Source organism: Lysobacter oculi (genome assembly GCF_003293695.1).
Taxonomy (GTDB): domain Bacteria; phylum Pseudomonadota; class Gammaproteobacteria; order Xanthomonadales; family Xanthomonadaceae; genus Solilutibacter; species Solilutibacter oculi.
The window spans coordinates 1,895,386-1,920,002 of record NZ_CP029556.1 but is presented as its reverse complement, the minus strand read 5'-3'; the positions used below and the strand labels follow the sequence as shown (position 1 = coordinate 1,920,002).

The following is a 24,617-nucleotide window of genomic DNA, read 5'->3' as shown; positions in this document are numbered from 1 at the left end:
GCCGGCAAATGCCGGCCTCTTTCGTCTCGATGTCCCGAACCGATCAGCCCGGATTGCTTCCCACCCCATGCGGCACCACCCAGCCCATCTTGATCGCCAGCGCCAGCAGGAGGATCAGCACGACCGACAGCGCGATGCGCTTGGTCAGGGCGTTGACGGTGCGTTTGGACTCGCCCTTGTCGGTGAGCATGTAGTACAGGCCGGCGCCCAGGTTCCAGATGATGGCGATCAGGAAGGCGACGACCAGCAGGGTCTTCAGTGCGGGACTCATCATGCCCGGCACTTTAACGCGGTTGCCGCCGCCATGACAGGAACCGCGCGATGAACCGCCGGCAGGCCACGCCGTACATCGGCTGGGGCGTGGCGTTGTTGCTGATCGCGCTGGGCTGCACGCTGGGCAGCTGGCAGCTGCGGCGCATGCACGAGAAGGAGGCGATGCTGGCTTCGGTCGCCGCCGTGCTGCACGACCGCCTGCCGCAGCCGCTCGCCCTCGCGGCCGACCCCGCGCGGCGCCAGAGCTACGACTGGACGGCCGGCGAAGGCCGCTTCCTGCCCGGTCCGCCGTGGCTGCTCGACAACCAGCAGCGCGAAGGCCGGCCCGGCGTGCGGGTATTCCGCCTGTTCCAGCCGCAGGGCGCTGCGGCGCCGCTGCTGGTCGAAATGGGCTGGCTGCCGATCGGTGGCGACCGCGCCTTGCCGGCCATCGAGCCGCCGCCTGCGGGTACGGTCGCGGTGCGCGGCCTGTTGCTGCCGCCGCCTTCCAGCGGACTGCTGGCCGGCGCGGAAACCCGCATGCCTGACGGCGCGCATTTGGTGATCGCGCTGGTGCCCGCCACAATAGCCGCGGAAAGTGGCCTGCCGGCCATCGCCCCGCGCATCCTGCGGCTGGATCCCGCGCTGCCGATCGGGCAGGCGCGCGATCTCGACGTGCTGCCGAACACCCTGACACCGGAACGCCACCTGGGCTACGCGGTGCAGTGGTTCGCGCTGTCGGCCGCCGTGCTCGTCATCGCCCTCCTCCTTACCTTGCGCAACCGCCGCCGCCCATGAACCAGCTCCAGTCCGTGACGCCCGAAGCCCGTACCCGCAACCGTCGTGCGCTGGTGATGATCGCGGCGCTGATCTTCGGCCCGGTGCTGCTGGCGCTGGCGCTGAACTACGGCGGCCTGCTGCCTTCGCCGAAGACCAATGGCGAGCGCATCGACCCGATGATCGCGCTCGCCGACAGCACGCTGCACCTGCAGGACGGCACGCCTTATCGCTGGACACCGGAGGCGCGGATGAAGCGGCTGCTGGTGATCGCGCCACCGGGCTGCGATGCCGCCTGTGGTGCGCGCGCCGCCGATCTGGAAAAGGTGCGCGAACTCTTCGGCAAGGAAGCCGAGCATCTCGACCTGCTGTGGATGGGCGATTTCCCCGCCGATGCGCCGCGCCCGCCGACGCTCAAGCTGCTGCGCGATGACCCCGCGGTCCGCGCGCAGCTGCCGCGCACCTCCGATGCCAAGGGCGCGCCGGTGTACCTGATCGACCCCTACGGCTTCGTGGTGCTGCGCTTCCCGCCTGATCTCGACCTGGCGCTGCTGCGCAAGGACGTGTCCAAATTGATGAAGCTGCAATGACCCCACTCCTGCACGGCCCGGGCATGGCCCGCCATTTCCACCGCATCGCCTGGCTGGCGGTGGCGCTCGCGCTGGGCGTGATCGTGTTCGGCGCCTTCGTGCGGCTTTCGCATGCCGGGCTGTCGTGCCCGGACTGGCCGACCTGCTACGGCCGCGCGACCTGGCCCAAGGCCTCGGGTGAAGTGGCCGATCTCGCCGCCAGCAGCATCCGCGTGTTCGACGACAGCAAGGCCTGGCGCGAGCAGGTGCATCGTCATCTGGCCGCCTCGCTCGGCGTGCTGGTGCTGCTGCTGGCGCTGCTCGGCGCGCGCCGCCGTTCGTGGGGCGTAACCCAGGTGCTGGGCGCGGCGCTGCTGGTCGGCATCGCCATCCCCCTTTATATGCACGGCGAGCACGTGGCCGCGAGCGCGTTGGCGCTGGCCGGCGAGGCGATCCTGCTGGCCGCGGCCTGGCGCTGGTCCAACAGCGACCTGTCGCGGGTCGCGGTGCTGACGTTGGCGATGATCATCTTCCAGGCCCTGCTGGGGATGTGGACGGTGACCTGGCTGCTCAAGCCGATCGTGGTGATGGGCCATTTGCTCGGCGGCATGACTACGCTCGGGCTGCTGGCGTGGATGGCCTGGCGCGCCACCGGCCTGCCGTTACGGGTGGTGGATGCCGATGCGCTGCGCGTCTGGCTGCGGGTGGGGCTGGCGGTGCTGGCGGTGCAGATCGCGTTCGGCGGCTGGACCAGCGCCAACTACGCGGCGCTGGCCTGCGGCGTGGAATTCCCGACCTGCCTCGGCCAGTGGTGGCCGCGCCATGATTTCGGCGAGGCGCTGGTGCTCTGGCGCGGCATCGGCGTGGATTACGAAGGCGGCGTGTTGGATGCGCCGGCGCGTACCGCCATCCAGCTGATGCACCGGATCTTCGCCGGCGTGGTGCTGGTCTACATGCTGTCGCTGATGCTCAAGCTGCTGCGCGTGCCGGGCATGCGCGGCTGGGGCGTGCTGCTGGGCCTGCTCACGCTGGCGCAGATTTCGCTCGGCATCGCCAACGTCAAACTGGGCCTGCCGCTCAAGGTGGCGGTGATGCACAACGGCGGCGCGGCTTTGCTACTGCTGTTGCTGGTGACCCTGCTGGCGCGCCTGGCGCCCCTCGACCGGAAAGACTGAACCATGCGCGCGCGCGACTACTGGGCGTTGACCAAGCCACGGGTGGTGGCGCTGATCGTGTTCACCGCGCTGGTCGGCATTTTCCTCGCCGTGCCGGGTCTGCCGCCGCTGAAGGAAAGCGTGCTGGGGCTGTTCGGCATCTGGCTGGCGGCGGCTTCGGCGGCGGCGATCAACCACCTCATTGACCAGCGCATCGACGCGGTGATGGCGCGGACCGCCAACCGCCCGCTGCCGACCGGCGCGCTCAATGGCCGCCAGGTGCTGGCCTTCGCGGTGGCGCTGGGCGTGCTGTCGATGCTGGTGCTGGTGCTCTTCGTCAACGTGATGACGGCGGTGCTGACGTTCGCGTCGCTGATCGGCTACGCCATCGTCTACACCGGCTGGCTGAAGCGCGCGACGCCGCAGAACATCGTCATCGGCGGCATCGCCGGTGCCGCGCCGCCGCTGCTCGGCTGGTCGGCGGTGACCGGGATGCAGGGCGCCTGGGACTGGGCGCATGCGCTGCTGCTGGTGCTGATCATCTTCGTCTGGACGCCGCCGCATTTCTGGGCGCTGGCGATCTTCCGCCGCCAGGACTACGCGCGCGCGCTGATCCCGATGCTGCCGGTGACCCACGGCGTGCATTACACGCGCTGGCAGATCCTGCTCTATACCGTGCTGCTGTTCGCCGCGACCCTGCTGCCGTGGGTGTCGGGCATGAGCGGCGTGTTCTATCTCGGCGGCGCGGTGGTGCTGGGCCTGGTCTTCATCTGGTACGCGTGGAAGCTGCAGGACCCGCCGGATGAATTCTTCGCGATGCGCGTCTTCAACTATTCGGTGGTCTACCTGATGGCGCTGTTCGCCTTCCTGCTCATCGACCACTGGCTGATGCCGTGGCTGGAAGCGGCGCCGGCCTTCGTGCTGGAACCGGTGGGCTGAGCCTCAGCCCAGCAGGCGCGTCACCCCGATGTTGATCGCCAGCCCGCCCACCAGCAGGTAGGCGAACAGCAGGCCCGCCAGCAGCAGCGGCTTCACCCCGGCCTGGCGGATCGCGCCGATGTGCGTGCGCAGGCCCAGCGCGGCCATCGCCGTGGCCAGCAGGAAGGTGTCGATGAGCAGCAGCGCGTCGACCGTCGCCTTCGGCAGCAGGTGCAGCGAGTTGAACGCGCCGACCGCGATGAACAGCACCGCGAACCACGGGATCACCAGCTTCGACTTCGCCGTGGCATCGCCCGACTTCGCGCGCATCCACGCCGAGAGCACCAGCAGGAACGGCGCCAGCAGCATCACCCGGATCATCTTCTCGATCACAGCCGTGTTGGCCGCCGCCTCGCCGACCGCGCGCCCGGCCACCACCACCTGCGCGACTTCGTGGATGGTCGAGCCGGCGTAGAGCCCGTAGGCGTGCGCATCGAAGCCGAACATCGACTGCAGCCATGGATACAGCACGGGGTAGAGGAACATCGCCACCGTGCCGCCGACCACCACCGTCGCCACCGCCACCGAGACCTTGTGCGCCTGCGCCTTCACCACCGGCTCGGCCGCCATCACCGCCGCCGCGCCGCAGATGGAGGCGCCGGCGCCGACCAGCATCGCGGTCTCGGCATCCATCTTCAGCAGCTGGCCCAGCCATACCGCGAGCAGGAACGCGCTGGCTACGATGACGCAGGCGATGACGATGCCGCCCAGTCCCACGCCCAGGATGTCCTGGAAGGTGAGCCGGAAGCCGAACAGCACGATGCCCGCCCGCAGCAGCATCGCCTTCGCATAGTCCACGCCCGCGCCCATCGGCGCGGCGATGCGCGGGAACAGCGTGTTGCCGATGACGATGCCGACGACGATCGCCAGCGGCAGCGCGCTCACGCCCATCGCCTGCAACGCCGGCAGGCGCGCGGCCAGCATGCTGCCGAGGCCGATCGCCGCGGCGAACAGCAGGCCGGGCACGCGGGCCTTCCAGCGGGCGGCGGAGGAGCCGGTGGTCGTTGCGGTCATGGCGGCACGGGCGGGCGAAAGCGCGGATTATCGCCCGCCCGGGCGGCTCAGTCCTTCAACAGGTAGGTCTGCCAGAACTGCATGCTCGCCGCGTTGAAGTAATCGCTGTTGCCCTTCTTGCGGAAGCCGTGGCCCTCATCGTCGTAGAGCAGGTACCAGACCGGCCCGCCGTTGGCGCGCGCCGCCTTCACGATCTGCTCGGCCTCGGTCCACGGCACGCGCGGGTCGTTCTTGCCCTGCGCCACGAACAGCGCCGACTTGATCTTGTGCGCGTTCTTCAGCGGCGAGATGCGTTCGAACACCGCCTGCATCGCCGGGTCGCGCTCGTCGCCGTATTCGGCGCGGCGTAGGTCGCGGCGGTAGCTCTCGGTGTTGTTGAGGAAGGTGGTGAAGTCGGAAATGCCGACCACGTCGATACCCGCCTTGATCCGCTCGGCATAGTGCTGCAGCGAGGCCAGCACCATGTAGCCGCCGTAGCTGCCGCCCATCACGCCGACGCGCGAGGCGTCGAGCTCCGGCTGCTGGGCGATCCAGTCGAGCAGGGCACCGATGTCGCGCACCGAGTCCTCGCGCTTCTCCGCGTTGTCCAGCGACAGGTAGGTCTTGCCGTAGCCGCTGGAGCCGCGCACGTTGGGCACCAGCATCGCCACGCCCATCTCGTTGGCCAGGAATTGCGCGGTCGGGTTGAAGGTCGGGTAGGACTGCGCCTCCGGCCCGCCGTGGATGTTGATGATCACCGGCAGCTTGCCCTGCGCCTTCGCCGGCCGGTAATAGAACGCCGGGATGGTGCGGGCCTTGCCATCGACCTGGTCGAAGGTGGGGTAGCGGACCAGCGTGGGCGCGACGAACTTCGAAGCGTCCAGCCCGCCGACTTCGCTCTGCGTCCAGCGCGTGGCGCGCTTGCCGGCCAGGTCGATCACGTGCACGTCGCTGGGCGAGGTCGCGCTGTTGAGCGTGACCGCCAGCCGCTTGCCGTCGGGCGAGAACGCCGCGCCGGAAATCACCCCGACCGGCAGCTGCGGCAGCGCCACTTCGCGCAGGGAAGGCAGCTGCAGCACGCGCAATTGGGTGATGCCGTCCTCGTTGCTGGTATAGGCCAGCGCGCGGCCATCGGGGCTGATGTCGAAACCCTGCACATCCCAGTTGATCGCCGGGCCGACGCGGCTGACCTTGTTGGCGGCGATGTCATGGAAGCGCAGCGACTTGAACTCCTGCGGCACGCCGTCGAGCGGTTCGTCGGAGATGAAATAGACGCCCTTGCCGTCCGGCGAGAAGGCGAAGCGCCCGAACGACGCGGTGCCGCCATCGACCGGGAACATCGTCAGCTTGCCGCTGGCCACATCGATGACGCCCGGGCGGCTGTCGCTGGCCGAGAGATAACGCATCACCAGCAACAGCGTGTTGTCCGGCGAGAAGCCGAGCGCGCTCCAGCTGCCCTCGGTCTCCAGCACGCGCCGGCTTTCGCCGCTTTGCATGTCGCGCAGGTAGATGTCGCGGTCCTTGCCGTTGCGGCCGGTGCCGGCATAGGCCAGCCAGCGGCCGTTGTCGCTGAACACCGGGCCGCCGTTCTGGCTGCGCTTGCCGTCGGAGAGCAGCTGCACATCGCGGCTGGCCAGGTCGAACCAGTAGAGCTGGCTGAACTCGTCGCCGCCCTTGTCCTTGGCGAAGACGAAGCCCTTGCGCGGCGATTGCGCCGGCGCGACGGCGATGCCGGCGACCGGCTCCGGATAGAACGTCAGCTGCTCGCGCATGCCCAGCGGCTGGCAGACGCGGTGCGCCTGCGCGGTTTCGGCGAAGCGCGTGGAGACGATCAGGCAGCCGTCGGTGGTCCAGCCTTCGATGCCGGCGCCGCGGGTGTTCTGGTAGCGGTTGAGCTGCTCGATCAGCGCGGGCGGGATGGCCGGGATGTTCTCGCTGGTGCGGTTGCCGGCCACGGTGCGTTGCGCGGCGGCGGGCGCCTGGGCAAACGCGGGCAGGGCGGCGATGGCCAGCGCGGCGGCCAGCAGGGTCGGGACGGGTCGCATGTCGGCTCCGGGGTCGTGGACTGCCCCGAGGTTACCCGGATCGGGCGGCGCGGGTCCGGGCCGGAAGTCACGGCCGGCGGCGACCCCGCGTGTTCAGGCGCGGATGCGGGCCTGCAGCTCGCGCAGCTCGTCCTTCTCGCCGGCCGACATGCCGACGCTGCCGACTTCGCGCATCCGCAGGGTGAGCTCGTCGATGCGCTGCTGCAGCGTCTGCTTCTCCAGCTGCGCCAGCACGTCGTCGAATTCCGCCTGCCAGCTGGCGGCATCGCCCGGCAGGCTGATGCCGGCGAGTTTCTGCAGCGAGGCGGCTTCCTCGCGTTCGGCGAACAGTTCCAGCAGCCCGCCGGTGGAGATGTCCGGGCGCATCTGCACCACATCCAGCAATTCGGTGAGCAGCTCGACGCCCGGCTGGCGCAGGCCGGCGAAGACGTAGGGCATCGCCGCCTCCAGCCCCAGCGACGGTTGCTGCAGCAGCAGGGTGATGGCGCTGCGGACCAGGCTGCGGCGCGGGGTGGCGCTGGCGGCGGCCTGGGCGTGGGCGCGCTGGGTGGGCACATGCGTCTGCGGCGCGGCGTCGCGGGCACCGACGCCGGTGATCTCGGTCAGGCGCTGGCGCATCAGGTCGCCGAAGGCACCGTCCGGGATCTGCGCCAGCAGCGGCTTGGCGCGTTCGGCCAGCCGGCCCTTGCCTTCGAGTGTGTGCAGCTGGACGTCGCGGGAGAGTTCGTCGAAGAAGAATTTCGACAGCGGCGTCGCGTCGCGCAGGCGGCTGTCGAAGCCGTCGGCGCCTTCGCTGCGGACCAGCGAATCCGGGTCTTCGCCATCGGGCAGGAACAGGAAGAACGCCTGGCGGCCATCTTTCATGCGCGGCAACACGGATTCCATCGCGCGGGTCGCGGCGCGGCGGCCGGCCGCATCGCCATCGAAACAGAAATAGACATCCGGCGCGTTGCGGAACAGCAGCTCGGCGTGGTCCGGCGTGGTCGCGGTGCCGAGCGTGGCGACGGCCTCGTCGATGCCGTGCTCGGCGAGCGCGACGACATCCATATAACCCTCGACCACGATCAGCCGCGCGATCTTCTGGTTCGCCTGCCGCACCTGCCACAGCCCGTACAGCTCGCGGCCCTTGTGGAACAGCGGGGTTTCCGGCGAGTTGAGGTATTTCGGCGAATCATCCTTGGACAGCACGCGCCCGCCGAACGCGATCACCCGGCCGCGGCGGTCGTGGATCGGGAACATGATGCGGTGGCGGAACTTGTCGTAGACGTGGCCGCGGTCGTTGCGCGAGAACATGCCGGCCTTTTCCAGCAGCTGCAGGCGGCGCGGGTCGGTGCCGAGCGCGTCCTTGAGCGCGGAAAAACCCGCCGGCGCGTAACCGATGCCGAAGCGCTCGCGGGTCGCCGCCGAGACGCCACGGCCATCCAGGTAATCCCGCGCGCCCGCATCCTGCGCCAGCTGCTGGCGGAAGAAGCGCTCGGTCGCCTCCAGCGCGGCGAACAGCGGCTGGGTCTCCGGGTTGGCGTTCTTCTGCGTGGTCTCGCGCGGCACTTCCATGCCGGCGCGCTTGGCCAGTTCCTCGACCGCGTCGAGGAATTCCAGCCGCTCGTAATTCATCAGGAAGCTGATCGCCGTGCCGTGCGCGCCGCAGCCGAAGCAGTGGTAGAACTGCTTGGTCGGCGAGACGGTGAACGACGGCGAGCGCTCGTCGTGGAACGGGCAACGCGCCGAATACTCGCGGCCCTGTTTCTTCAGCGGCACCCGCGCGCCGACGATCTCGACGATGTCGGACCGCGCGAGGAGATCGTCGATGAAGGCGTCGGGGATGCGCGCCATGGCTCAGGCCCCCGGCGCGGGCACGCTGACGCGTTGCGCGGCGGCGCGTGCCCGGTCTGCGGTGGCGTGCTTCGCGCCCATGGCGACAGTATGCCGGCGGCGCGCGGGGCTCAGCCGGCCAGCTTCTGCTTGATCAGCTTCGACACCAGGCCCATGTCGGCCTGACCGGCCAGCTGCGGCTTGAGCACGCCCATCAGCTTGCCCATGTCGGCCGGGCCGCTGGCGCCGGTCTGGGCGATGGCGGCGTCGATGGCAGCCAGGATGCTGGCCTCGTCCATCTTTTCCGGGAGATAGGTTTCGATGACGGCCATCTCGTCGCGCTCGACCTGGGCCAGGTCCTCGCGGGCGCCGGCCTCGAACTGGGTGATTGAGTCCTTGCGCTGCTTGACCATCTTCTCCAGCACGGCGAGCACGGCGGCGTCGTCCAGCTCGATGCGCTCGTCCACTTCCTTCTGCTTGATCGCGGCGTTGATCAGCCGGATGACCGCCAGGCGCGGCTTGTCGCCGCCCTTCATCGCGGCCTTCATGTCATCGGTAAGCTGGGTCTTGAGGGACATGCGGATTCCTTGGTTTCTCGGGTCATGCAAACACGAAAAGCCGGCTTGCGGGCCGGCTTCGTGGAGCGCATCGCTGCAGCTCGCGCGCCATCGGCGCGCGGCAGGGATCAGTACAGGCGCTGGCGCTTGGTGACGTCGCGCGACGAACGACGCGCCTGACGCTTCACCGCGGCCGCAGCCTTGCGCTTGCGTTCCTGGGTCGGCTTCTCGTAGAACTCGCGCTTGCGGGTCTCGGCGAGGACGCCGGCCTTCTCGCAGGTGCGCTTGAAACGACGCAGGGCAAATTCGAAGGGCTCGTTTTCGCGAACTTTGACGCTGGGCATAGGAATCTCTGTCTGGCGGACCGGTCGGCAAGACCGGGTGAGCCGCGTATGGTAATGGCATGCCCCCCGGTCATGCAACCCGGGGCGCGGGAGACGGTAAGCTGGCGGGATGAAGGTCCTCGGCATCGAAACGTCCTGCGACGAAACCGGCGTGGCGGTCTATGACACCGGCGCCGGCCTGCTGGCCCACGCGGTCTACAGCCAGATCGCCCTGCACGCCGAATACGGCGGCGTGGTGCCGGAACTGGCCAGCCGCGACCACGTGCGCAAGCTGCTGCCGCTGGTCCGGCAGACCCTGGACGAGGCCGGCATAGCGCTCGGCGACATCGACGGCGTGGCCTACACGGCCGGCCCGGGGCTGGTCGGCGCGCTGCTGGTCGGCGCGGCGGCGGCGCGGGCCACGGCCTGGGGCCTGGGCGTGCCGGCCATCGGCATCCACCACATGGAAGGCCACCTGCTGGCCCCGCTGATGGAAGACGCGGCCGCCCAGCCGCCCTTCGTCGCGCTGCTGGTGTCCGGTGGGCACACGCAACTGGTCGATGTGAAGGCGATCGGCGACTACCGCCTGCTCGGAGAAACGCTGGACGATGCCGCCGGCGAAGCCTTCGACAAGACCGCCAAGCTGATGGGCCTGCCGTATCCGGGCGGGCCGCAGCTGGCCGCGCTGGCGGAAATCGGCACGCCCGGCCGGTTCAAGTTCGCGCGGCCGATGACCGACCGGCCCGGGCTGGATTTCAGTTTCAGCGGCCTGAAGACCCAGGTGCTGATGGCGTGGAAGGCCAGCGACCAGGACGAGGCGACGCGTGCGGACATCGCGCGCGGGTTCGAGGACGCGGTGGTGGACACGCTCGCCATCAAGTGCGAACGCGCACTGGACGCGGCCGGCTGCGACACGCTGGTGGTGGCCGGTGGCGTGGGTGCCAACAAGCGCCTGCGCGCGAAGCTGCAGGCGATGGCGGAGAAGCGTGGCGGCCGCGTGGCCTTCCCGCGGCCGGCGCTGTGCACCGACAACGGCGCGATGATCGCCTACGCCGGTGCGCTGCGGCTCGCGGCCGGGCAGCAGTCGGACCTCGGCGTACACGTCACCCCGCGCTGGGACATGGCGACGCTGCCGGTGGTTGAAGCCGCCGGGCAACCCGCCTAGCCTTCGCGCATGGATATCGTCTTCATCGAAGCGCTCGAGATCGAGTGCGTCATCGGCATCTACGACTGGGAGCGCACCATCACCCAGAAAGTGGTGCTCGACATCGAGATGGCCTTCGACAACCGCGTGCCGGCGTCCAGCGACGAGATCGCCGACACGCTCGACTACAAGGCGGTGTCGAAGCGGCTGATCGCCTATGTCGGCGCGTCCAGCTTCGGGCTGGTGGAATCGCTGGCCGAGCATTGCGCCGCGATCATCCGTGAGGAATTCGGCGTGGCCTGGGTGCGGCTGAAACTGTCGAAGCCGGGTGCGGTCACCGGCTCGCGCGCGGTCGGCGTCGTCATAGAACGTGGCACGAAGCCGGCCTGACGCGATGGACGCCGGCTGGCATCGCGCGTACCTGAGCCTGGGCAGCAACATCGACCCGGAAATGAACCTGGCGCTGGCGTTCTCGGCGCTTCGCGGGCGTTTCGGCGAGGTGCGTTTCTCGCCGGTCTACCGCACCGCTCCGGTGGGTTTCGAGGGCGCGGATTTCCTCAACGCCGCCGCCATCGTCGAGACCCGCCTCGACCCGCAGGCGCTCGACGCCTGGCTGCACGCCTACGAGGACGCCGCCGGCCGCGACCGCAGCGGGCCGCGCTTCTCCGACCGCAACATCGACATCGACCTGGTGCTCTACGACGCGCTGGAACTGACCGGCGAAGGCCATCTGCAGCTGCCGCGCCCGGAGCTGAAGCACGCCTTCGTGCTGCGGCCGCTGGCGGACATCGCGCCGGACGCGGTCATCGCCGGGCAGGGCCGCACGGTCGATGAGGCCTGGTGCGCGCATCCGGACTTCGGTACGCCCGCCGAAGTGGTGGATGTCGAGGCGGGCGGCTTCTAGTTCCCGGCCGCGGACGACTCAGCCCAGCGCGTTGCGGCCGCCATCCAGCCGCAGGATTTCGCCGGTCAGGTAGGTCGCGTCCTGCAGCAGCCAGCGCACCGCTTCGGCCACTTCCTCCGCCGTGCCGGCGCGGGCCAGCGGCGTGCGTTCGATCAGCGCGGATTGCAGGGCCGGGTCGATGCCGTCCTCCGGCCACAGGATCGCGCCGGGGGCGACGCCGTTGACCCGCACCTTCGGCGCCAGTTCCACCGCCAGCGCATGGGTGATGCCGGCCAGCGCGGCCTTGGAGCCGGCGTGGACACTGATGTCGGCGCGCGGTTTCTCCGCATAGGCATCGACCAGATTGACGATGGCACCGCCGCGAAAGGCCAGGTGCGGCGCGGCGGCCTGGGCGAGGAAGAAGGGCGCGCGCACGTTGACCGCGAACAGCTCGTCCCACTGCGCCGGGGTGACCGTGCCGAACGGCGTGGCGTAGTAGGCCGAGGCGTTGTTGACCAGCGCGTCGAGCCGCCCGAAGTGGCCGATGCACTGCGCGACGAGTTCGGGGATGCGGTCGAAGTCGCGCAGGTCGGCGGCCAGCGCGTGGGCGCTGCCGGGGCGGGTCGCGTTGAGCTCCGCGGCGAGCGCTTCGGCTTCGCCGGCGCTGGCGTGGTGGTGCAGGAGGATGTCGAAGCCGGCGGCGTGCAGCGTCCGGCTGATCGCGGCGCCGATGCGCCGGGCGGCGCCGGTGACCAGCGCGACGGGGCGTTCGGAAGGGGCGGGCGTGCTCATGCGGCGATGCTAACCGAAGCCGCATCGCGCCCATTTCGCCCGGATTTGAGCGCGATCAAATGCCGCCGCCCGCGTTCGCGCATGCTGGGCGCATCTACCAAGGGAGAGGGGACCATGCATCCGGTATGGGTTGAAATGCTGCAGAAGCCGGTGGGCTGGCTGACGATCATCGGCGGGATCATCCTGATCGGCATGCCGTTCGTCGTGCGCGCCTTCATCCGCAAGCAGATGCGCGACGAGGAACGCGGCCGCAAGTAGCCGCGCCTGGCGACGGGGCGCCGCCACGGGCGCGGGTATGCTGGCACGCCCGCGCCTTGAACGTGCCCGCATGACCGAGACCCTGCCGCCGCCCGATGCCGATGCCCGCGCGCACAGCGCCAGGCTCGAAGCGCTGATCCGCGAGGAGATCGCCGCGCATGGCGGCGCGATTCCGTTTTCCCGCTTCATGGAACTGGCGCTCTACGCGCCGGGCCTGGGCTATTACAGCGCCGGCGCGACCAAGTTCGGCGCCGCCGGCGACTTCATCACCGCGCCCGAGCTGGGGCCGCTGTTTGCCGCCTGCGTGGCCGATGCGCTGGCGCCGGTGCTGCAGCAGATCGGCGAGGACGCGCAGTTCATGGAGATCGGCGCCGGCAGCGGTGCCTTTGCCGTAGTGACGTTGAAGCGGCTGATGGCGCTGGATGCGCTGCCGGCGCGCTACGCGATCCTCGAACCCAGCGCGGATCTGCGTGTGCGCCAGCGCGAACGGCTGCAGGAGCGCCTGGTCCCGCCGCTGTTCGAGCTGGTCGAATGGCTGGATGGACCGATCGAGGATGAATGGCAGGGCGTGGTCTTCGCCAACGAAGTGATCGACGCGCTGCCGACCTCGCGCTTCGTGATCGGCGAGGAAGGCGAAGTGCGCGAGGAATACGTGTCGAGCTATGCCGACGGCGGCTTCCTCTTCACCCAGCACGATGCCGACGCGATGCTGCTGGCCGCGGTCAAGCATGTGGAAGCCGCGCTCGACGCGCCGTTCGCACCCGGCTACCGCTCGGAGATCCTGCCGCAGCTGCCGTACTGGGTGCAGGCGGTGATCGGCCGGCTCACCCGCGGCGCGCTGCTGTTCTGCGACTACGGCTACGTGCGCCGCGAGTACTACGGCGCGTGGCGCGACGAAGGCACGCTGCGCGCGTTCCGCCAGCACCACGTGGTGCCCAATGTCATGCAATACCCGGGCCTGCAGGACATCACCGCCTCGGTCGATTTCACCGCGCTGGCCGAGGCCGGCACCAATGCCGGTTTCGACCTGTCCGGCTACGCCACGCAGGCGGTGTTCCTGCTCGGCAACGGGCTGGACAAGCGCCTGGCCGAAGCCGAGGAGAAGGCGAAGGACGAAGTCGCGCGGCTGCGTTTGCGCCACGAAACGCGGCAGCTGACCGTGCCCGAGGCGATGGGCGAGCGCTTCCAGTTCATCGGCTTCGAGCGCGGCGTGGAGTTCGAACACGCCTTCATCGCCGGCGACATGAGCTGGCGCCTCTGATGCGCGTGGGACGTTCGTTGAAGGCGTTCCGCCGGCCGTGGCTGTGGTCAGCGTTGTGGATGCTGGGCGTGGCGGCGGTCGTCGCCGGTTCGCTGCTGCCGCCGGGCGATTTGCCGTCGGCGCCGATGACGCACGACAAGCTGCTGCACTTCAGCGGCTACTTCCTGCTGATGGCGGGCGCGGTGCAACTCTACGCACGCCGCGCGTCATGGGTGGCGATGGCGCTGCTGCTCTGCGGGCTCGGCATCGGGCTGGAATGGCTGCAGGCGTGGATGCACGTTGGCCGCAGCGCCGAACGCGCCGATGCGCTGGCCAACACGCTGGGCGTGCTGGCCGGCTTCACCACTGGGTTCACCTCTTTGCGCGATCTGCTGTTGAAGCTCGACGGCGGCCGCTGAGCCGCGTCAGCTGCGGGTTTCGCCGCGCGCCAGGCCGATCGCCCGCGTCCGCGCCTTGCGCATCGCTTCGCCGACGGCGGTGCCGCTGAGCCCGGCCGCCACGTCGTTCGCCTTCACCGTGCAGGCGGCGGCAAACAGACGCTGCAGTTCCACGCCCTGCGGATAGGGCGCATCTTCAAGGCCGGTGCGGCCGCGCTTGTCGGCTTCGCAGACGGTGGCGAGTTGCCGGATGCGTGCCGGTTTGCGGAAGGCATCGCAACGCTCGAAAAGCTTCAGCACCGTCGCATCCTTCAGCTCGGCGATGCGATGCACGTTGAGATGCTCGGCGCAGGCGATCGCGGCCAGCTGGCGATGCTCGTTCGGCACTTTCAGCCGGTCGCAGAGCGTGGCGAGTGGCGCGAGGCCGCGTTGCTCGTGCATCACATGCTTCGGCAGATCGCCTTCCGGTGTCAGCGCCTTGCCGAGATCGTGGGTGAGCGCGGCGAAACCGACCAGGTCGTCGCCCGGCGCCAGCCGCGCGGCCATGTCGCAGACCAGTTCGACATGCACGCCGGTATCGACTTCCGGGTGGTATTCGGCGCGTTGCGGCACGCCGTAGAGCGCATCGACCTCGGGCAGCACCACGGCCAGCGCACCGCAGTCGTGCAGCGTGCGCAGGAAGGCGGAAGGCGCTTCGCTGCGCAGCGCGCGGGCGAGTTCCTGCCAGACGCGCTCGGGGGTGAGCGTTTGCAGTTCGCCGCTCGCGACCATCGAGCGCATCAGCGCCATCGTCTCCGGCGCCACGGTGAAGCCGAGCGGCGCGAAGCGGGCCATGAAGCGTGCCGCGCGCAGCACGCGCAGCGGATCCTCGTCGAAGGCGGGGCCGACGTGGCGCAGCACTTTCCGTTCGATGTCGCCGACGCCATCGAACGGATCGACCAGTTCACCGCTCGCTTCATCACGCGCGATCGCGTTGAGGGTGAAGTCGCGGCGGGCGAGATCCTCCTCCAGTGTCACGTCCGGCGCGGCATGCACCACGAAGCCGGTATAGCCGCGCCCGGACTTGCGTTCGGTGCGGGCCAACGCATGCTCCTCGCCGGTGTCGGGATGCAGGAAGACCGGGAAATCGCGGCCCACCTGCCGGAAGCCGGCTTCAAGCATCGCCCCAGGCGTCGCGCCGACGACGACGAAGTCGCGGTCGCCCGGCGCGAGGCCGAGCAATGCATCGCGCACCGCGCCGCCGACGAGATACGTCCGCATCGACATCGCAATCAGCGCGGCATGTGCTGCGCCAGCAGGGCGACCAGCCGGGTCGAGCCTTCGCCGCGCCCGAGCTTGAGTTCGATCGGCGCGGGCTGGCCGGACAGCCACAGCTTGAAGTCGGATTCCAGGTCGAAATGCCCGGCGGTTTCCAGCGAATGCATGACGATGCTGCGATAGGGAATGCTGCGGTATTCCACCTTCTTCGCGGTCACGCCCTGCTTGTTGATCAGCACCAGGCGGCGGTCGGTGAACACGATCATGTCGCGCACAAAGGCGAAGGCGGCTTCGACCTGCTCGCCTTCGGCCAGCAGCGCCTGCAGTTCGGGTTGGAGCTTGGCCACCGGTGCTTCGCCGGCGTGGCCGAGCAGGCTGTCGATCAGTCCCATGCGCGTGTCCTCGAACGATGAGCGGCCAGTGTAAGCCGCGCGCCGCGCGCAGCCGTCAGCGCGCGGACTGCGGGCAGGCGAAGCGCACGCGTTGGCCATCCGTCCTGCCGGCGATGCGGTCGGACACGCGCAGCGCGTCGCCGCGCATCCGCCAGTCGTAGAGCACGCTGAAGGCGAGCACGCGCGCCACGTATTCGCGCGTTTCCTTGTAGCTGATCGTCTCGATCCACAGGTCGGGGTCGAAGTCGGGGCGTTGCGTGCGCCAGCGCTGCGCGGCGGTTGGCCCGGCGTTGTAGGCGGCGATGGCGTGCGGCAGGTCGCCCCAGGTGTCGTGCATCTCGCGCAGGTAGGCGCTGCCGATCGCGATGTTGGTGTCGGCGTCGTACAGCGACTGCGCGCCCTGCCACGGCAGACCCGCCTTCTCCGCGGTGGCCTGGCCGGTGGCCGGCAGCACCTGCATCAGGCCCATCGCGTTGGCGGCGGAACGCGCCTGCGGGTCGAAGATGCTTTCGGCGCGGATCTCGGCGGCGATCCACGCCGGGTCGATGCCGTTGCGCTTGGCGGCGCCGTTGATCGCCTCGACGTGATGCAGCGGGAAGCGCAGGTCGTAGAGGCGGAGCTCGTTTTTGTCGTCTCGGGCCAAGTTGAAGACCGCGCGGTCGAACCAGCCGCTGTCCTGCGCCAGCGCCACGGCGATGCGGCGGCGTTCGGCATCCAGGCCCTTGAGCGCGTCGTTCCATTCGCGCATCGCCCAGTCGCGGCGGTCGATGCGGTAGAGCGCGAAGGCGCGTTGCAGGGCCGGCATCGCGGCGACTTCCGCCTGCACGCCGGGCTGCACCTGCGGCGTCCACGGGCACAGCGGGTAGGGCGCACCGATGCGGTCGGCGGCGAGGAAGCCGTGGAACTCCGGCGCCTTCGCGGCCTCTGCGTACAGCGCGCGGGCCCGTGCCTTGTCGCCACCGGAGAGTTCAGTCAGCCGTGCATCGAAATAACGCCATTGCGCGTTGTCGCGCAGGTCGGCGGGCATCCGACGCAGGGCGGCGAGAGCGCCGTCCCAGTCGCGGCGCGTCATCGCCTCGCGGATGCGCAGCGTGTGCAGGCGTTCGTCGTAGGCGGCGTCGGGGACGGCGGCGAGGCGGCGGGCCGCGTCGGGTTCGTAGGAAGCGGCGGACTGCAGCGCGACTTCGTACAGCACGCGGCCGCGCTGGGCATCGCTCAGTTCGAACAGTGGCGCAAATTTCGCCAGCGCGGTTTCGCCGTCGCTGGGCGACTTCTTCGCGATCGCCACCAGCGCGGCGGTGACGACGGTGCGGCTGCGGGCATCGCGTGGCCACTGGGATGCCGCATCGCCCAACTTGCCGGTCAGCGCGTCGGCATAGGCGAGCATCTGCGCGCGTTCGGCGTCGGGCAGGCCGGCGGCTGCCTGGCGCAGCACGCCCGGCTGGTTCTCGGTGATGGCGAGGTCGATGCGTTGCCGGCGCAGCGCGTCATCCAGCCCGCCCTGCGCCTGCCAGGCCTCGAAGGCCGGGGCGCAGGCGGCGGTGTCCGGCTTGCCGCTCAGCCATTGCCGGCGGATGTCCTGCCGCCAAGCGGCATCGGGCGGCGCGGCGTGCGCGCGGGCGTTGAGCGCCATGCAACGCAGCGGGGCGCGTTCGATGCCCGGCTTCCACGCGGCCATGAAGCGCGTCCAGTCCTGGCGGCGCGAGAGTGCGGCCAGCCAGTCCTCGCGGAAGGCTGCGCCGACAGCGTCATCGGGATGCGTGGCGAGGAAGGCGTCGGCCTGTCCCGGCGCGAGGATGTCGATGTCGCGGCGCAGGCGTGCGTATTCGGCCCAGGCGATGGCGGGATGGGTGCGCAGCGTGGCGAGCATCGCGGCGTCCAGTTCGCCGCGGCTGCCGGCCTCGATGGCGGCGGCCAGTGCGGCATCGCTGCGGTCGCGTGCGGTCTCGGGCGTGGCGACGGGGCGTTCGGCTTCGGCATCGCGCACCTTGGGCGGGACGTCACCGTGCCCGGCGCAACCGCCGCCGAGCGAGATGCACAGCAGCAGAGTGGACGCATGCCATCGCATGACCCGACTATAGCGGCGGTTTTCTGAATCAGGATGACGCGATGCCGCTGGATCCGCTGGCGCTGCCGGCCTATCTCGCGCTGGGTGCGATCGCCGGCGTGCTGGCCGGCCTGCTGGGCGTCGGCGGCGGGCTGGTGCTGGTCGCCGCGCTGGCCTGGCTGCTGCCGATGCAGGGCATCCCGCAGGAAGCGGCGATGCACGCCGCGCTGGCGACGTCGCTGGCCAGCATCGTATTCACCGCGATGAGTTCGGCGCGCGCGCATGCACGGCGCGGCAGCGTGCTGTGGGCGACGGTGGCATGGATGGTGCCCGGCATCCTCATCGGTGGCTGGCTGGGCAGCCGGTTCGCGGTGGGGCTGGATGGGCGATGGCTGCGCTGGGGCGTGGCCGGCTACTGCCTGGTCGCGGCGGCGCAGATGTTGTTGGCGAAACCACGAGATGCGGGCGATGCACGGCTGGTGCCACGCGGCCCGGCGATGAGCGCGGCCGGTGGCGTGATCGGCGGGGTGTCGGCGCTGGTCGGCATCGGTGGCGGCAGCATGACCGTGCCGCTGCTGACCTGGCGTGGCGTGGCGCCGGTGCGCGCGGTCGGCACCTCGTCGGCCTGCGGGGTCTTCATCGGCCTGTCGAGCGCGCTCGGGTATGCCTTGAATGCGCCGGCGGGCGTGCTGCCGGCGCATGCCATCGGCTACGTCTACCTGCCGGCGGCGATCTGCGTGGCGTTGGCTTCCATCCTGGCCGCGCCGCTCGGCACCCGCATCGCCCATGCCATCAGCGGGCCGGCGTTGAAGCGGGTGTTCGCGCTGTTCCTGCTGGCGGTCGGCACCAGCCTGCTGCTCTGAGCGCCGTCAGCGCCTGAGTGCGTCTTCGGGAATATCCAGCTCCACCGACAACGCGAGGTGGTCGGATGCCGCTGCCGGCACCGCCGCGCGCGTGCTGCAGCCGATGCTGTCGGTGGTCAATACATGGTCGATGGCGCGCTGCGGACGCCACGAAGGGAAAGTGTGGACGTCGCAGTCCGGAGGCTGAAGCCGGGTGTGGCGATACAGCACTTCCATTTCCGGCTGCGTCGCCAGGCAGTTGAAGTCGCCCATCAGCACCGCGTTCGGTGCATCCGACAGCACCTCGGCGATGAAGGCGAGCTGCGCCAGCCGCGATTGCGCACCCAGCGACAGATGCGCGACCGCGACCAGCAGGCCGCCATCGCCCTGCCCGAAGCGCCCGACCAGCACGCCGCGGCCCTTCACCCGGCCGGGCAGCGGGTGGTCGAAGACCTCGACCGGCTCCATCTGGCTGAGCAGGCCGTTGGCGCTGGACGCCACCCCGCCGACGCTGCGGTTGGGCTGGTGCGTCCAGAACGCGAAACCGGCGCGGTTGGCGACGTAATGGGTCTGGTTGGTGAAGCCGGAGCGGAAGCTGCCGGGGTCGGCCTCCTGCAGGCCGACGATGTCGTGCCGGCTGGCGAGGTCGGCGATGGCGTCGAGTGCGCCGCGCTTGCCGCCCAGCGGCGTGACGTGCGACCAGCTGCGGGTCGCGTAGTCGCTGTAGCGGCGGGTGCTGGAGCCGGCCTGGATATTGGCCGACAACAGCCGGAGGCGCCTCGACGCCACGTCGCTTACTGCGCGCCCGCCGCGTGCTCGCGCGCGATCAGCGCGTTGGTGATCTTGAGCTGCTCGTCGTGGCTCTTGCCGAGCACGCGGTACTTGCCGTTGACCACCAGCGTCGGGGTGCCTTCCACGCCGCTGCGCTGCGCGAACTGCAGGCCCTGGCCCAGGCGCGCGGACATCGCGAAGCTGTTCATCGCCTCGCCCAACGTCTTGGTGTCGACACCCTTCTTGCCCAGGTAGGCCAGGATCGCGTCGGCATTGGCATTCGGCGCGATCGCCTGCGCGGCGTGGATGCCGTCGAACATCAGCGGATGCACCTTGCCCAGCAGGCCGGTGGTTTCGGCGGCGTAGTAGACGCGCGCCATCGTGTCATTGGCGCCGCCCGACAGCGGGATCGGGGTGAAGCGGACGTAGTCAGGCTGCTTGGCCTTCCACGCCTCCACGCTCGGCTCGAACGCCGCGCAGTGGCCGCACCAGTAGGCGAACACCTCGACCACTTCCACCTTGCCGTCGAGCGGCTGCAGCGGCTGGCCATTGGGAATGGAGACGTAGTCGGTGCCCTCGACCAGATCGGCCTTCATGCCCATCTCGGCCGGTGCGGCTGGCTGGCTGGCGGCATCGCTGCCGGCGGCCGCGTCAGTGGCCGGGGCGTCGGTGGTGGCGGCCGGTGCATCGGCGGCGGGGGCTTCGGCCGGCTTGTTGCAGGCGGCAAGCATCAGGAAGGGCAGGATGAGCGGCAGGTGGCGCTTCATGGCGCGGTCTCCGTGGGAATGGGGAAGAGGGAGTGGGGATGCGGCCTCAGGGGCGCGTCGTACGCAATTGTGCCGCCAGCTGGGCGGCGATGCGCAGCATGTCCTGCTTGGTGCGGCCGAGCACGCGGTACTTGCCGGCCACGATGAGCGTCGGCGTGCCCTGCACCCCGCTGGTCTCGATGAACTTGCGTGCCCAGCGCATCTGCGCCGCCACGCCGCGCGAATTCATGGTTTCCAGGAACTTGGTGGCACTGACGCCGTAGCGGCTGTGGAAATCGGCCAGCTCGCGGTCGCTGGCGTTCATCGGCAGCGAGCGGTCGGCGTGGATGGCGCGGAACAGCTCGTTGTGCACGCGCGGCGGCAGCTTGAGCGCGCGGGCGGCGAAGTAGGCGCGGGCGAACGGGTCTTCGGGATCGAAGGTGGCCGGCACGTAGACGAAATCGACGCCGGCCGGCAGGCGCGGCTTCCACGCATCGACCATCGGCTGGAAGTCGTTGCAGTGGTGGCACCAGTAGCCGAACACCTCGGCGATCTCCACCTTGCCCTTGGCCTGGGCGAAGGGGATGCCCTGGGCGATGGTCACGTAGTCCTCGCCCTCGACCAGCGGCGCGGGGCGCGACTGCGCGTGGGTGGCGCCGGCGAACAGCAGCGCGAACAGGGTCAAGGTGGCGAAGAAGAGGTGTCGGGTCATCGTCATGGCGGGCCTACGATAGGCGGCGGAAGGTGAGTTGCGGATAAAGAAACGCCAGCCCGGAGGCTGGCGCAACAATCAAGGAGAGCAGTTTCGACCGTGGGCCGGGCGGAGAGTTCCCGCAGGCATGGCTCAGTGGGTCGGTGCGGCGGCAGGCGCCTCGGCGGCCGGCGCTGCCTCGGTGGCCGGTGCCGCGGCTGCCGGTGCGGCGACAGGCTGCGGCGCGCCGATCGGGGCGGGCAGGCCCGGCGCGGCCGGCAGCGTGCCGGAAGCGCGCACGGCGGCGATCTGGGCCGGGGTGGCGTTGTCGGCGCTGGCATGCAGGCCCTGCAGGTAGTTGGCCAGCGACTGGATTTCCTCGTCGCTCAGGTGCTTGGCGATGACGGCCATCTGCTTGAACTGGTGCGGGTTCGGCTCGGTGGTCTTGCCGGCGCGGTATTCCTGCAGGCGGCGCGTCACGTAGGCCGCGTCCTGGCCGCCCAGGTGCGGATAGGCCGGGCCCGGGTTGCCGGAGCCGCTCGGGCCATGGCAGGCGAAGCAGGCGGGGATGTCGCGCTTGGCGTCGCCGGTGCGGTACAGGTCCTGGCCCGGCTTGAAGAACGGCTGGCCCTTGTAGGCGCTGTCCGCATCGGTGATCTCGACGTCGCTGGCCACGCCGGCGCCGCTGCGCTGGTTGGCGTAGTGCGCGCCGACATCGCGCATGTCCTGGGCGGACAGCGCATCGGCGAACGGCTTCATCAGCGGCGCCAGGCCGGTGGTGCGGTGGTTGGACTTGAACAGGGCCAGCTGGCGGGCGACGTAGCGCTCCGGCATGCCGGCGATGCGCGGCGCGCCCTGCTGCATGGCGTTGCCGTCCAGACCGTGGCAGGCGGCGCAGGCGCCGGCCTTGGCGGCACCGTTCTGGGCATCGCCCCAATGGGTCTTGGCCAGCTCGGCGACGGCATCGGCCGCCGGGGCGGCGATCGGCGCGGTCTCGGCCGGTGCGGATTCCGGCAGCGGGGTCACGGTGGTCTGGGCGACGGCCACCGCGGCGGCGGCCAGGACGGCCAGACCAGCGATGCCATAGAGGCGGGCGTTGCGCATGTGGAGCTCCGACAGATGACGCGCGCGACAGGCGGGCGTCGTAACCGGGGGATTATCGGGGCGGCGCGGGCGCACGGTCAAACGGCGGGCCCGGGCGGCGGGGCCGTGTCATCCTATGCCCATGTCGAATCCCTTTGCCCGTGCCCGCTATCTGCTGTCCGCCCACACGCCGCGGCAGCTGCCGCCCGAAGGCGGGCTGGAGGTCGCCTTCGCCGGCCGTTCGAACGCCGGCAAGTCCAGCGCGCTCAACGCCATCTGCCAGCAGAACGCGCTGGCGCGCGTCTCCAAGACCCCGGGACGCACCCAGCAGCTGGTGTACTTCGACATGCCGCCCTTCCTCGACACCCACCTGGTCGACCTGCCGGGCTACGGCTACGCCAAGGTGCCGAAGGAGATGCAGGAGCACTGGCAGGCCTTCATCGCCCAGTATTTCGAGACCCGGCAATCGCTGGCCGGGCTGGTGGTGGTGATGGACATCCGCCACCCGCTCAAGGATTACGACCTGCAGATGCTCGGTTACGCCTTCGAGCGTGGGCTGCCGGCGCATGCGCTGCTGACCAAGGCCGACAAGCTCTCGCGCGGCGCGGCGCTCAACACCCTGCAGCAGGTCCGCAACGAGCTGCTGCGCAATTTCTCCGATTCGATTTCCGCCCAGGTGTTCTCCGGCGAATCCAAGCAGGGCGTGGACGAGGCGCGGGCCCTGCTTGCCGGCTGGCTGCAGCTGGCCACGGCGGCCAAGGCCAAGCCGGGCGGATGAGCGGGGCCGGCGGCCTTGCCCGGCGCGACGTCCGCCCATAACTTCCCTTATCCCTCCAGCGAGCCGCCCATGTCCGGCCCTTCCGCCTCCAACGACACCCCGGTCACCGAGCGCCACCAGCTGGTGGAGGTGCTTGCCTCCGGCGAGAAGCCGAAGGCCGACTGGCGCATCGGCACCGAGCACGAGAAGTTCGGCTTCCGCCTCGACGACCTGCGCCCGCCCACCTACGAGGGCGACCGCGGCATCGGCGCGCTGCTGCGTGGGCTGACCCGCTACGGCTGGGCGCCCTACGAGGAACACGGCCAGCTGATCGCGCTGACCCGCGACAACGCCTCGGTGACGCTGGAGCCGGCCGGCCAGCTGGAACTCTCCGGCGCGCCGCTTGAATCCATCCACCAGACCTGCCGCGAAGTCGGCGGCCACCTGCGCGAAGTGCGCGAGGTCGCGGACGAACTGGGCCTGGGCTTCCTCGGCATGGGATTCCAGCCGAAGTGGCGGCGCGACGAGATGCCGTGGATGCCGAAGGGCCGCTACAAGATCATGCGCGAGTACATGCCGAAGGTCGGTTCGCTCGGCCTCGACATGATGACCCGCACCTGCACCGTGCAGGTCAACCTGGATTACGCGACCGAAGCGGACATGGTGAAGAAGTTCCGCGTCTCGCTGGCGCTGCAGCCGGTGGCGACCGCGCTGTTCGCCGACTCGCCGTTCACCGACGGCCGGCCGAATGGCTACCGGAGCTACCGCTCGCACATCTGGACCGATACCGATGCCGGGCGCACCGGCATGCTCGATTTCGTGTTCGAGGACGGCTTCGGCTACGAGCGCTACGTCGACTACCTGCTCGACGTGCCGATGTACTTCTCGTACCGCGACGGCGAATACGTCGACGCCGCCGGCAAGTCGTTCCGCAGGTTCCTGCGCGGCGAACTGGACGTGCTGCCCGGCGCGCTGCCGACCCTGCGCGACTGGAACGACCACATGACCACGGCGTTCCCGGAAGTGCGGCTGAAGAAGTACCTGGAGATGCGCGGCGCCGATTCCGGCCCGTGGGGCCGCATCTGCGCGCTGCCGGCGTTCTGGGTCGGCCTGCTGTATGACGATGCCGCGCTCGACGCCGCCTGGGACCTGGTCCGCGACTTCACCCTGGAAGAACGCCACGCCCTGCGCGACGGCGTGCCGAAGCATGCGTTGAAGCTGCCGTTCCGTGGCGCGACCGTGCGCGAGCTGGCGGTCGAGGCGTTGAAGATCTCCGTGGCCGGCCTGCAGCGCCGCGCCTGCCGCAATGCGAGCGGGCAGGACGAATCCGCCTTCCTCAACGAACTCATCGAGATGGCCGAGAGCGGGCAGACCGCCGCCGACCGCAAACTGGCGCTGTTCCACGGCGAGTGGAAGGGCGACATCGACCGCGTGTTCCGCGAGTTCGCGTACTGAATCCGGCAGGCGTCGCGACGCCTGCACCCCATATTCCTGATGAAGCCCGCGCGACCGCTTCGCGGCGTGACTTCCATACGCGTCCTCCATATACTCCCCCCCAGTATTTGGAGGTGGCGGTGCCGCAGAGTCCCGAAGACCGGAAGAAGGCGATCACCCGGCTGCGCAAGATCCGTGGCCAGGCCGAGTCGCTGGAGCGGGTGATCGCCGAGGGCGCGACCTGCGGTGAGGTGCTGCAGCAGCTCGCGGCGATGCGCGGTGGTGTCAACGGCTTGATGCGCGATGTGCTGGAAGGCCATCTGCGCGAGACCTTCCTGCCGGCGCCGGGTATCGCGGCCGATGCGCGGATGGACGCCGCCATCGCCGAAGCCTCCGACCTGATCCGTTCCTATCTGAAATGA

28 protein-coding genes are annotated in these 24,617 nt (G+C 69.9%); 14 read left to right on the top strand and 14 right to left on the bottom strand.

The genetic code is table 11. From position 1 onward, the window contains the following. Positions 1-43: 43 nt before the first annotated feature. Entirely contained in the window at positions 44-271 is a 228-nt protein-coding gene (locus DCD74_RS09305; protein WP_112927778.1) for a twin transmembrane helix small protein, read from the bottom strand. Between the two features lie 50 nt (positions 272-321). On the opposite strand from DCD74_RS09305, the gene DCD74_RS09300 reads away from it, so the two are divergent. Genes DCD74_RS09300 through cyoE form a run of 4 tightly spaced genes read left to right on the top strand, consistent with a single transcriptional unit; the run spans position 322 to position 3,691 of the window. Further along, on the top strand, positions 322-1,050 hold the full coding sequence (locus tag DCD74_RS09300) for an SURF1 family protein (protein WP_112927065.1): 729 nt from the start codon (positions 322-324) through the stop codon (positions 1,048-1,050). Further along, on the top strand, positions 1,047-1,619 hold the full coding sequence (locus DCD74_RS09295; protein WP_112927064.1) for a hypothetical protein: 573 nt from the start codon (positions 1,047-1,049) through the stop codon (positions 1,617-1,619). The genes DCD74_RS09300 and DCD74_RS09295 overlap by 4 nt, the downstream gene beginning before the upstream one ends. Beyond that, positions 1,616-2,773 (top strand): COX15/CtaA family protein, encoded by a 1,158-nt coding sequence (locus tag DCD74_RS09290; RefSeq protein ID WP_112927063.1) that lies wholly within the window; start codon positions 1,616-1,618, stop codon positions 2,771-2,773. Before DCD74_RS09295 ends, DCD74_RS09290 begins: the two co-directional genes overlap by 4 nt. A 3-nt stretch (positions 2,774-2,776) precedes the next feature. Then, positions 2,777-3,691 carry a heme o synthase gene (gene cyoE, locus DCD74_RS09285; RefSeq protein WP_112927062.1) on the top strand — a complete coding sequence of 305 codons (915 nt, stop codon included), beginning with the start codon at positions 2,777-2,779 and terminating at the stop codon, positions 3,689-3,691. Between the two features lie 3 nt (positions 3,692-3,694). Here cyoE and DCD74_RS09280 read toward each other — a convergent pair whose 3' ends face one another. The 5 genes from DCD74_RS09280 to rpsU all read right to left on the bottom strand — a co-directional run bounded on the left by DCD74_RS09280 (position 3,695) and on the right by rpsU (position 9,481). Next, the gene (locus DCD74_RS09280; protein ID WP_112927061.1) at positions 3,695-4,744 is read right to left on the bottom strand and encodes a YeiH family protein; all 1,050 of its coding nucleotides are present in this window, start codon (positions 4,742-4,744) and stop codon (positions 3,695-3,697) included. A gap of 47 nt (positions 4,745-4,791) precedes the next feature. After that, positions 4,792-6,768, bottom strand: a complete 1,977-nt coding sequence (locus tag DCD74_RS09275) for a S9 family peptidase (protein ID WP_112927060.1) — start codon at positions 6,766-6,768, stop codon at positions 4,792-4,794. 93 nt (positions 6,769-6,861) lie between these two features. Next, a complete protein-coding gene (gene dnaG, locus DCD74_RS09270; RefSeq protein WP_112927059.1) occupies positions 6,862-8,601 on the bottom strand; it encodes a DNA primase in 1,740 nt (579 codons plus the stop codon). Positions 8,602-8,711: 110 nt separating this feature from the next. After that, positions 8,712-9,158: a GatB/YqeY domain-containing protein gene (locus DCD74_RS09265; RefSeq protein ID WP_112927058.1), complete on the bottom strand. Its 447-nt coding sequence runs from the start codon at positions 9,156-9,158 to the stop codon at positions 8,712-8,714. 107 nt (positions 9,159-9,265) lie between these two features. Then, complete coding sequence (gene rpsU, locus DCD74_RS09260; protein ID WP_056134345.1) at positions 9,266-9,481, bottom strand: 30S ribosomal protein S21; 216 nt, start codon at positions 9,479-9,481, stop codon at positions 9,266-9,268. Between the two features lie 109 nt (positions 9,482-9,590). On the opposite strand from rpsU, the gene tsaD reads away from it, so the two are divergent. The 3 genes from tsaD to folK are packed head-to-tail and all read left to right on the top strand — an operon-like array spanning position 9,591 to position 11,508. Then, positions 9,591-10,625: a tRNA (adenosine(37)-N6)-threonylcarbamoyltransferase complex transferase subunit TsaD gene (gene tsaD / locus DCD74_RS09255; RefSeq protein ID WP_112927057.1), complete on the top strand. Its 1,035-nt coding sequence runs from the start codon at positions 9,591-9,593 to the stop codon at positions 10,623-10,625. A 9-nt stretch (positions 10,626-10,634) separates the two neighbouring features. After that, entirely contained in the window at positions 10,635-10,994 is a 360-nt protein-coding gene (folB, locus tag DCD74_RS09250) for a dihydroneopterin aldolase (protein ID WP_112927056.1), read from the top strand. 4 nt (positions 10,995-10,998) lie between these two features. Further along, positions 10,999-11,508 carry a 2-amino-4-hydroxy-6-hydroxymethyldihydropteridine diphosphokinase gene (gene folK, locus DCD74_RS09245; protein WP_112927055.1) on the top strand — a complete coding sequence of 170 codons (510 nt, stop codon included), beginning with the start codon at positions 10,999-11,001 and terminating at the stop codon, positions 11,506-11,508. Positions 11,509-11,526: 18 nt separating this feature from the next. On the opposite strand, the gene DCD74_RS09240 is transcribed toward folK, so the two are convergent. Continuing rightward, positions 11,527-12,279: a pteridine reductase gene (locus DCD74_RS09240; protein ID WP_112927054.1), complete on the bottom strand. Its 753-nt coding sequence runs from the start codon at positions 12,277-12,279 to the stop codon at positions 11,527-11,529. 114 nt (positions 12,280-12,393) lie between these two features. Between DCD74_RS09240 and DCD74_RS12695 the strand changes: the two genes are divergently transcribed. The 3 genes from DCD74_RS12695 to DCD74_RS09230 are packed head-to-tail and all read left to right on the top strand — an operon-like array spanning position 12,394 to position 14,196. Beyond that, positions 12,394-12,537, top strand: coding sequence for a hypothetical protein (locus DCD74_RS12695; protein WP_162615964.1), 144 nt, complete (start codon positions 12,394-12,396; stop codon positions 12,535-12,537). Positions 12,538-12,574: 37 nt separating this feature from the next. Continuing rightward, complete coding sequence (locus tag DCD74_RS09235) at positions 12,575-13,798, top strand: class I SAM-dependent methyltransferase (protein ID WP_237049578.1); 1,224 nt, start codon at positions 12,575-12,577, stop codon at positions 13,796-13,798. Next, a complete protein-coding gene (locus DCD74_RS09230; protein WP_112927052.1) occupies positions 13,798-14,196 on the top strand; it encodes a VanZ family protein in 399 nt (132 codons plus the stop codon). Before DCD74_RS09235 ends, DCD74_RS09230 begins: the two co-directional genes overlap by 1 nt. A 6-nt stretch (positions 14,197-14,202) precedes the next feature. On the opposite strand, the gene DCD74_RS09225 is transcribed toward DCD74_RS09230, so the two are convergent. From DCD74_RS09225 to DCD74_RS09215, 3 genes are read right to left on the bottom strand one after another with little or no spacing between them, the layout of a single operon-like run. After that, positions 14,203-15,435: a multifunctional CCA addition/repair protein gene (locus DCD74_RS09225; protein WP_112927777.1), complete on the bottom strand. Its 1,233-nt coding sequence runs from the start codon at positions 15,433-15,435 to the stop codon at positions 14,203-14,205. Positions 15,436-15,446: 11 nt separating this feature from the next. Beyond that, complete coding sequence (locus DCD74_RS09220) at positions 15,447-15,824, bottom strand: PH domain-containing protein (protein WP_112927776.1); 378 nt, start codon at positions 15,822-15,824, stop codon at positions 15,447-15,449. 55 nt (positions 15,825-15,879) lie between these two features. Continuing rightward, positions 15,880-17,892: a lytic transglycosylase domain-containing protein gene (locus DCD74_RS09215; RefSeq protein WP_112927051.1), complete on the bottom strand. Its 2,013-nt coding sequence runs from the start codon at positions 17,890-17,892 to the stop codon at positions 15,880-15,882. Between the two features lie 41 nt (positions 17,893-17,933). On the opposite strand from DCD74_RS09215, the gene DCD74_RS09210 reads away from it, so the two are divergent. Then, positions 17,934-18,734, top strand: coding sequence for a sulfite exporter TauE/SafE family protein (locus tag DCD74_RS09210; RefSeq protein WP_112927050.1), 801 nt, complete (start codon positions 17,934-17,936; stop codon positions 18,732-18,734). A gap of 6 nt (positions 18,735-18,740) precedes the next feature. On the opposite strand, the gene DCD74_RS09205 is transcribed toward DCD74_RS09210, so the two are convergent. From DCD74_RS09205 to DCD74_RS09190, 4 genes are all read right to left on the bottom strand, one after another. Beyond that, complete coding sequence (locus tag DCD74_RS09205; protein ID WP_237049577.1) at positions 18,741-19,502, bottom strand: endonuclease/exonuclease/phosphatase family protein; 762 nt, start codon at positions 19,500-19,502, stop codon at positions 18,741-18,743. 5 nt (positions 19,503-19,507) lie between these two features. Beyond that, the gene (locus tag DCD74_RS09200) at positions 19,508-20,251 is read right to left on the bottom strand and encodes a thiol:disulfide interchange protein DsbA/DsbL (protein WP_112927049.1); all 744 of its coding nucleotides are present in this window, start codon (positions 20,249-20,251) and stop codon (positions 19,508-19,510) included. Between the two features lie 46 nt (positions 20,252-20,297). Then, positions 20,298-20,942: a thiol:disulfide interchange protein DsbA/DsbL gene (locus DCD74_RS09195; protein WP_162615963.1), complete on the bottom strand. Its 645-nt coding sequence runs from the start codon at positions 20,940-20,942 to the stop codon at positions 20,298-20,300. A 132-nt stretch (positions 20,943-21,074) separates the two neighbouring features. Continuing rightward, positions 21,075-22,025, bottom strand: coding sequence for a c-type cytochrome (locus DCD74_RS09190; protein WP_112927047.1), 951 nt, complete (start codon positions 22,023-22,025; stop codon positions 21,075-21,077). Between the two features lie 121 nt (positions 22,026-22,146). Between DCD74_RS09190 and yihA the strand changes: the two genes are divergently transcribed. From yihA to DCD74_RS09175, 3 genes are all read left to right on the top strand, one after another. Further along, positions 22,147-22,782 (top strand): ribosome biogenesis GTP-binding protein YihA/YsxC, encoded by a 636-nt coding sequence (gene yihA, locus DCD74_RS09185; RefSeq protein ID WP_112927774.1) that lies wholly within the window; start codon positions 22,147-22,149, stop codon positions 22,780-22,782. A 69-nt stretch (positions 22,783-22,851) separates the two neighbouring features. Further along, positions 22,852-24,216, top strand: a complete 1,365-nt coding sequence (locus tag DCD74_RS09180; RefSeq protein ID WP_112927046.1) for a glutamate--cysteine ligase — start codon at positions 22,852-22,854, stop codon at positions 24,214-24,216. Positions 24,217-24,335: 119 nt separating this feature from the next. Continuing rightward, entirely contained in the window at positions 24,336-24,617 is a 282-nt protein-coding gene (locus DCD74_RS09175; RefSeq protein WP_112927773.1) for a metal/formaldehyde-sensitive transcriptional repressor, read from the top strand.

Excerpts from the sequence above, each read along its gene's own strand:
- DCD74_RS09305 (WP_112927778.1), bottom strand. The coding sequence starts at position 271 with ATGAGTCCCGCACTGAAGACCCTGCTGGTCGTCGCCTTCCTGATCGCC.
- DCD74_RS09300 (WP_112927065.1), top strand. The coding sequence starts at position 322 with ATGAACCGCCGGCAGGCCACGCCGTACATCGGCTGGGGCGTGGCGTTG.
- DCD74_RS09295 (WP_112927064.1), top strand. The coding sequence starts at position 1,047 with ATGAACCAGCTCCAGTCCGTGACGCCCGAAGCCCGTACCCGCAACCGT.
- DCD74_RS09290 (WP_112927063.1), top strand. The coding sequence starts at position 1,616 with ATGACCCCACTCCTGCACGGCCCGGGCATGGCCCGCCATTTCCACCGC.
- cyoE (WP_112927062.1), top strand. The coding sequence starts at position 2,777 with ATGCGCGCGCGCGACTACTGGGCGTTGACCAAGCCACGGGTGGTGGCG.
- DCD74_RS09280 (WP_112927061.1), bottom strand. The coding sequence starts at position 4,744 with ATGACCGCAACGACCACCGGCTCCTCCGCCGCCCGCTGGAAGGCCCGC.
- DCD74_RS09275 (WP_112927060.1), bottom strand. The coding sequence starts at position 6,768 with ATGCGACCCGTCCCGACCCTGCTGGCCGCCGCGCTGGCCATCGCCGCC.
- dnaG (WP_112927059.1), bottom strand. The coding sequence starts at position 8,601 with ATGGCGCGCATCCCCGACGCCTTCATCGACGATCTCCTCGCGCGGTCC.
- DCD74_RS09265 (WP_112927058.1), bottom strand. The coding sequence starts at position 9,158 with ATGTCCCTCAAGACCCAGCTTACCGATGACATGAAGGCCGCGATGAAG.
- rpsU (WP_056134345.1), bottom strand. The coding sequence starts at position 9,481 with ATGCCCAGCGTCAAAGTTCGCGAAAACGAGCCCTTCGAATTTGCCCTG.
- tsaD (WP_112927057.1), top strand. The coding sequence starts at position 9,591 with ATGAAGGTCCTCGGCATCGAAACGTCCTGCGACGAAACCGGCGTGGCG.
- folB (WP_112927056.1), top strand. The coding sequence starts at position 10,635 with ATGGATATCGTCTTCATCGAAGCGCTCGAGATCGAGTGCGTCATCGGC.
- folK (WP_112927055.1), top strand. The coding sequence starts at position 10,999 with ATGGACGCCGGCTGGCATCGCGCGTACCTGAGCCTGGGCAGCAACATC.
- DCD74_RS09240 (WP_112927054.1), bottom strand. The coding sequence starts at position 12,279 with ATGAGCACGCCCGCCCCTTCCGAACGCCCCGTCGCGCTGGTCACCGGC.
- DCD74_RS12695 (WP_162615964.1), top strand. The coding sequence starts at position 12,394 with ATGCATCCGGTATGGGTTGAAATGCTGCAGAAGCCGGTGGGCTGGCTG.
- DCD74_RS09235 (WP_237049578.1), top strand. The coding sequence starts at position 12,575 with ATGCTGGCACGCCCGCGCCTTGAACGTGCCCGCATGACCGAGACCCTG.
- DCD74_RS09230 (WP_112927052.1), top strand. The coding sequence starts at position 13,798 with ATGCGCGTGGGACGTTCGTTGAAGGCGTTCCGCCGGCCGTGGCTGTGG.
- DCD74_RS09225 (WP_112927777.1), bottom strand. The coding sequence starts at position 15,435 with ATGCGGACGTATCTCGTCGGCGGCGCGGTGCGCGATGCATTGCTCGGC.
- DCD74_RS09220 (WP_112927776.1), bottom strand. The coding sequence starts at position 15,824 with ATGGGACTGATCGACAGCCTGCTCGGCCACGCCGGCGAAGCACCGGTG.
- DCD74_RS09215 (WP_112927051.1), bottom strand. The coding sequence starts at position 17,892 with ATGCGATGGCATGCGTCCACTCTGCTGCTGTGCATCTCGCTCGGCGGC.
- DCD74_RS09210 (WP_112927050.1), top strand. The coding sequence starts at position 17,934 with ATGCCGCTGGATCCGCTGGCGCTGCCGGCCTATCTCGCGCTGGGTGCG.
- DCD74_RS09200 (WP_112927049.1), bottom strand. The coding sequence starts at position 20,251 with ATGAAGCGCCACCTGCCGCTCATCCTGCCCTTCCTGATGCTTGCCGCC.
- DCD74_RS09195 (WP_162615963.1), bottom strand. The coding sequence starts at position 20,942 with ATGACCCGACACCTCTTCTTCGCCACCTTGACCCTGTTCGCGCTGCTG.
- DCD74_RS09190 (WP_112927047.1), bottom strand. The coding sequence starts at position 22,025 with ATGCGCAACGCCCGCCTCTATGGCATCGCTGGTCTGGCCGTCCTGGCC.
- yihA (WP_112927774.1), top strand. The coding sequence starts at position 22,147 with ATGTCGAATCCCTTTGCCCGTGCCCGCTATCTGCTGTCCGCCCACACG.
- DCD74_RS09180 (WP_112927046.1), top strand. The coding sequence starts at position 22,852 with ATGTCCGGCCCTTCCGCCTCCAACGACACCCCGGTCACCGAGCGCCAC.